Raw genomic sequence first — 3978 nt, forward strand, 5'->3', positions numbered from 1 at the left:
CGTTTTAACGTTGGAGATTGTGTACCACTTGTTACTTCTCCAATACATTCGCCATCCTTATATACAGGATAATGAGATCTTGGAATTCCTTTATCGATCATTTCGATTCCTACTAATTTACGCGGTATGCCTTGTTCTTTTTGATTTTTCAGAACTTCTTTACCAAAGAAATCCTCTTCTTTATTTAACTTCACAGCAAAGCCGATTCCAGCTTCAAGTGGAGTGATATCTTTTGAAAGTTCTTGTCCATAAAGTGCTAATGTTGCTTCAAAGCGCAGTGTATCACGTGAACCTAATCCACAAGGTTTTAATCCGTCCTCTTTACCAGCTTCAAGTAGAATTTTCCAAAGCTTAGCAGCATCAACAGCTGCACAGTAAAGTTCAAAACCATCTTCACCTGTGTATCCAGTACGTGAAACTAATGCTTCTACACCACTAATTTGGACATTATTTTTAAATGTAAAATACTTAATTTCGGAAACGTTAATTGATGTAAGTCGTTGTAACATTTCAACTGCCTTTGGACCTTGAAGTGCCAATTGCGCAATTTCATCACTTTTGTTTACAACTTTTACATCACCTTCAACGTGTGAGTGTAACCATTCAAAATCTTTTTCGATATTAGACGCATTGACAACTAATAAATAATGATCATCGCTAAATTTATAGATTAGTAAATCATCTACAGTTCCAGCATCTTCATAGCACATTGCACTATAAATTGCGCCTTCTTCTTTTAGCTTTGAAACATCATTTGTCATCATTTTTTGTAAATATTTAAGACTATCTTTACCAGTTACTTCTATTTCTCCCATGTGAGAAACATCGAATAAACCAGCCGCTGTACGAACAGCTTCATGTTCTTCTTTAATGCTCGAGAATTGCACTGGTAGCTCCCAGCCACCAAAATCAATTGTTTTACCACCTAAAACTTTGTACTCTTCATACAAAGGTGTACGTAATAAAGTCGTCATGTAGTCATCTCCCCCTTATCTACACGCTAGCATAATGGAAAAACTAAATTAATAGTTCGTCCAGCTAAACAATTAAATAATTTACATAATTTGTCTTTTTTCGGAAAAACTAGTAGAAAACCAAAAATTATTATTAAACAATATTAGTTTACTGTTAAATCAAAAGAATCTAATTCTTTGATTTAATAAAACTTATAAGAATTTTCTTTTTTTCTACACTCTTATCCTAACACTAAACGACAGTTTTCATCAATAACGAAGTGAAATTTTATCAAAAGAAAATTACGAACGTTACACAATCTATATTACTATAATGTTCATTATTTACCAATAATAAAATGAAATAGGTGAGAAAAAAATGTCAATAGAGATTAAATTCCATACAGAATGGCAAAATGAGTTCTTAGAAAAGCTTGAGAATGATGGACCTTGGTCAAATTGGGAAAACTATAAGCTCGCCTATCATACGAGTACAAAGCTAGCAGTCCCATCATTTACGGGTATGATCGCACCATCTCATTTGCCTAATTTAACGCCTCTACCTCATCAATTAGAGGTTGCTACAACTGTTATTGAAAAAATGAATGGAAAAGCAATACTTGCAGATGAAGTAGGATTAGGAAAAACAGTAGAAGCAGGTTTGATCTTAAAAGAATATATGATTAGAGGTTTAGTGAATAAAGTATTAATACTTGTGCCAGCTTCTCTAGTATCACAGTGGACATTTGAATTAAATACTAAGTTTCATATACCTGCTATTGCTCAACAAAAGAAAAACTATGTATGGGATAACTGTGATGTAGTCGTTTCTTCCATTGATACTGCTAAACGTGAACCACATCGAGAAAAAATATTAGACATAAACTATGATCTAATTATTATCGATGAAGCTCATAAACTTAAAAACAATAAAACAAAAAACTATGAGTTTGTACAGCATTTGAAGAAGAAATATTGTCTTTTACTAACAGCTACACCTGTTCAAAATAGAATCGAAGAGATTTTTCATTTAGTTTCCTTATTAAAACCTGGTCATCTAGGAAATAAAACAAGTTTTGAAGAATATTTTTCTGCTAAAAACCGCTCTTTAGAGCATGAAGACTTACTTCGTGAATTAATCGGAAAAGTTATGGTTCGTAACCGAAGACAAGACACTGGAATTGAGTGGACAAAACGAAAAGTTGAAACTGTCCTCATCAATTTCAATGAAGAAGAACAAAAATTATATGATTTAATTGATGAATGGCAAAAATCTCAATATACAGGTGTTAACTCTGCTTTTTCATTTTTAACATTTAAACGGGAAGCATGTAGTAGTCGAGAAGCTGTTTATGTATCCCTTAAAAAAATGCTTCAAAGATTTGAAAAAGAAAATATAGAAGTAACAGATCCATATATCGAAAAAATATTTCATCAAATCAATCAAATTACTTCAAATTCAAAAGCAAATAAAGTAATTGAATTAATCAAGAAAATCGATGATAAGGTAATCATCTTTACTGAATACCGTGCAACACAATTATATTTACAATGGTTACTAAAACAACATGGAATTACTTCTGTTCCGTTTCGTGGAGGATTTAAAAGAGGTAAAAAAGATTGGATGAAGGAACTTTTTAAAAATAGAGTACAAGTCCTAATTGCCACTGAAGCTGGTGGCGAAGGGATTAACTTACAATTTTGTTCTAATATGATCAATTATGACTTACCTTGGAATCCAATGAGACTAGAACAAAGAATTGGACGTATTCATCGACTTGGTCAAACAGAAGACGTATGTATTTATAATTTTGCTACTGTCGGTTCAATAGAGGAACATATTTTAAGATTACTTTATGAAAAAATTCATTTATTTGAGCGAGTAATTGGTGAGCTAGATGATATTCTTACTAGAATTCCTTACAAAGATTTTGAAGCACACATGAACGAAATATTTCTAAACTCAAGTACTGAAGGAGAAATAAAAATAAAAATGGAGAATTTAACATCCATTATCCAATTACAGCAACATAAACAAGTAGGTGATCAGTTTGCAGCAAAGTGAAATACATGACTTTATAGAATACTTTTTTATTAATAATGAATGTGAACTTGTCAAAAAAACACCGACATATTTGGAAATTCAATTAACTGTTGAAATGGATAAAAAGCTCATGAATCGCCCTTTCTATTGGCATTACTTAGAGAAAACAGGCGGCATTCCAAATCCAATGAAATTAACATTTATTACGGACAGTGAAAATGTACCTGAAGATATAAAGGGAGAACAAATCCACTTTGGTTCTCCACGACTTCATCAAATATTCTCAATTGTAAATGAGCTTGGTCAGTCAATCAGATTATACGAAAACACGAAAGCACCAATGGGACAACAAATTGCACTGCATCCTTGGTTAGCTGTTAATTACCAAGTGTCTTTTACATGTGACCATAAAAAAGATTATTTATACTCTTACGGAATTCATTTAATCTCAGGTACAATTATTGAAAATTTCCACTCAAAACTTGAAAAAATTCCATTCAGTTCAAAAATTCCAGATTTTTGTTACTCGATGTCACCAATTATAAAACCAATAAGTGGTTTAAATAGAATGGAACAATTACTGAGAAGTAAAATTCAAGAAGAAGATGAAACATGGGCAGAAGAAGCAAAAGATAGATGGAAACATGATTTGGAATTACTCAATCAATTTTATCAAGATGACGAGGAAAAACCTGAAAACTATTATGTTGAATATAATGCATTAAAGGAGTTATACGAACCTGTCATTCATGTCGAATGTATCAACGGGGGCTTATTCTATCTCTCACCAACTACAATGAACCGATTGACATGATTCGTAACTATTTCATTATTAAATAAGGGGCTGTCTCATGAGTCTATTTGACAAAGAGACGGCCCCTTATTTTATAATTTTAAGCTCTGTTAAATTTAAAAGTTGATTTGTAAAGTAAAAGACCACTGTAGTATTGCTTTACTTTATGTAATGAACTCATCGTAAGC

Annotated in this window: 3 protein-coding genes; 2 read left to right on the top strand and 1 reads right to left on the bottom strand. The window is 32.0% G+C overall.

The window, feature by feature from the left end:
- Window positions 1–974, bottom strand: a 974-nt coding sequence (gene gcvT / locus V7056_RS18640) for a glycine cleavage system aminomethyltransferase GcvT (protein WP_499703893.1), incomplete at its 3' end; no start/stop codon positions are given.
- A 358-nt stretch (window positions 975–1332) separates the two neighbouring features.
- Between gcvT and V7056_RS18645 the strand changes: the two genes are divergently transcribed.
- Both V7056_RS18645 and V7056_RS18650 read left to right on the top strand, forming a co-directional pair.
- Window positions 1333–3018 carry a DEAD/DEAH box helicase gene (locus V7056_RS18645; protein WP_499703894.1) on the top strand — a complete coding sequence of 562 codons (1686 nt, stop codon included), beginning with the start codon at window positions 1333–1335 and terminating at the stop codon, window positions 3016–3018.
- Window positions 3005–3811 carry a YqhG family protein gene (locus V7056_RS18650; protein WP_499703895.1) on the top strand — a complete coding sequence of 269 codons (807 nt, stop codon included), beginning with the start codon at window positions 3005–3007 and terminating at the stop codon, window positions 3809–3811. The genes V7056_RS18645 and V7056_RS18650 overlap by 14 nt, the downstream gene beginning before the upstream one ends.
- Window positions 3812–3978: the final 167 nt, after the last annotated feature.

It is taken from the genome of Bacillus sp. JJ664 (assembly GCF_036962205.1).
Lineage (GTDB): Bacteria > Bacillota > Bacilli > Bacillales > Bacillaceae_G > Gottfriedia.